This window comes from Arthrobacter sp. CAL618, from assembly GCF_000468215.1.
Lineage (GTDB): Bacteria > Actinomycetota > Actinomycetes > Actinomycetales > Micrococcaceae > Arthrobacter_D.
Genome location: NZ_ASZW01000232.1, coordinates 1 through 945, shown reverse-complemented (window position 1 = coordinate 945; position 945 = coordinate 1). Strand labels below are relative to the sequence as shown.

The window sequence follows — 945 nt, the reverse complement described above, 5'->3', positions numbered from 1 at the left end:
GGCGGACCTGAGTCGCCAGACCGAACTCCCCGGTCTAAGGGGTGACTAGTCGGTGATGATTATCGAATCGGCGATAGCCGCCAGGGCGTCGAACTCCGCCGACCCGGCATACTCTTCAGCTTCCGCCAGGGATGCGAACTCCCGACCCACCTCGTACGGTGTGAGCTGGAAGTTGTTTGTCAGGGACAGCAAGCCGACCTCGGCATTCGAGATGACGTTATAGAGCATGCAGGCCTCACCCGAGGTGGGGTCGGTGGACAACACCAGCGCCGTGGTGCCGACGAGTCGATCGCCGGTGAATACCCGGAGCACAAACCTGGCGCCTACCGGCCCGCTCGGGGTATCGATCGACACCGGAACCGACCGCACTTCCCGCCACGGCACCGGGGGCTCCGAGCATGCCCCGCCAATTCCCGACTCCCGTGACCGCATAAGCGTGGAAACAACGTTCCCCGTGGTGTCGACAAGGTTGTACCCATCAGCCACGTCAACAATCCCCCAGCCCAGCGGAATCCTGTAGGACAGGCCCAGCTCCGGTGCGTCAAGGCCCCGCACCAGTTCATCAGCGGTGGGACCGGCTCCGACCAGCTCTTCCCGCAGTTCCACCGGGATGCCCGCTTCGATGAATCGCTGGTCCATCAGTTCCTGGGGTGTCCTGTTGGGGTCCTCCATGAGGAACTCCCACCGGAGAATCGCGCCGTAGGTATCGAGGTCAATGACCCATTGGCCGTTGACGCGCTGGGCGATGTAGAACCAGGCGTTGCCCCCGTCCTTGCCCTCGACCGCGTACCCTTCCTCGGTCAGCTCCATCGACATCCACTCGTCGGTACACCCGATCACCGGGTAGTACTGGGGATTCGTGGTCCACGGGGTGTAGGAGGCGAAGTCGCTGCCCTGTTCCATCAGCCGGTCAACATCTTGTGGCTGGCACCCGACGTCGGCGGG

1 protein-coding gene is annotated in these 945 nt (G+C 63.5%); it reads right to left on the bottom strand.

The features are described from left to right. Positions 1-45: 45 nt before the first annotated feature. Positions 46-945, bottom strand: a 900-nt coding sequence (locus K728_RS21340; RefSeq protein WP_035748199.1) for a hypothetical protein, incomplete at its 5' end; no start/stop codon positions are given.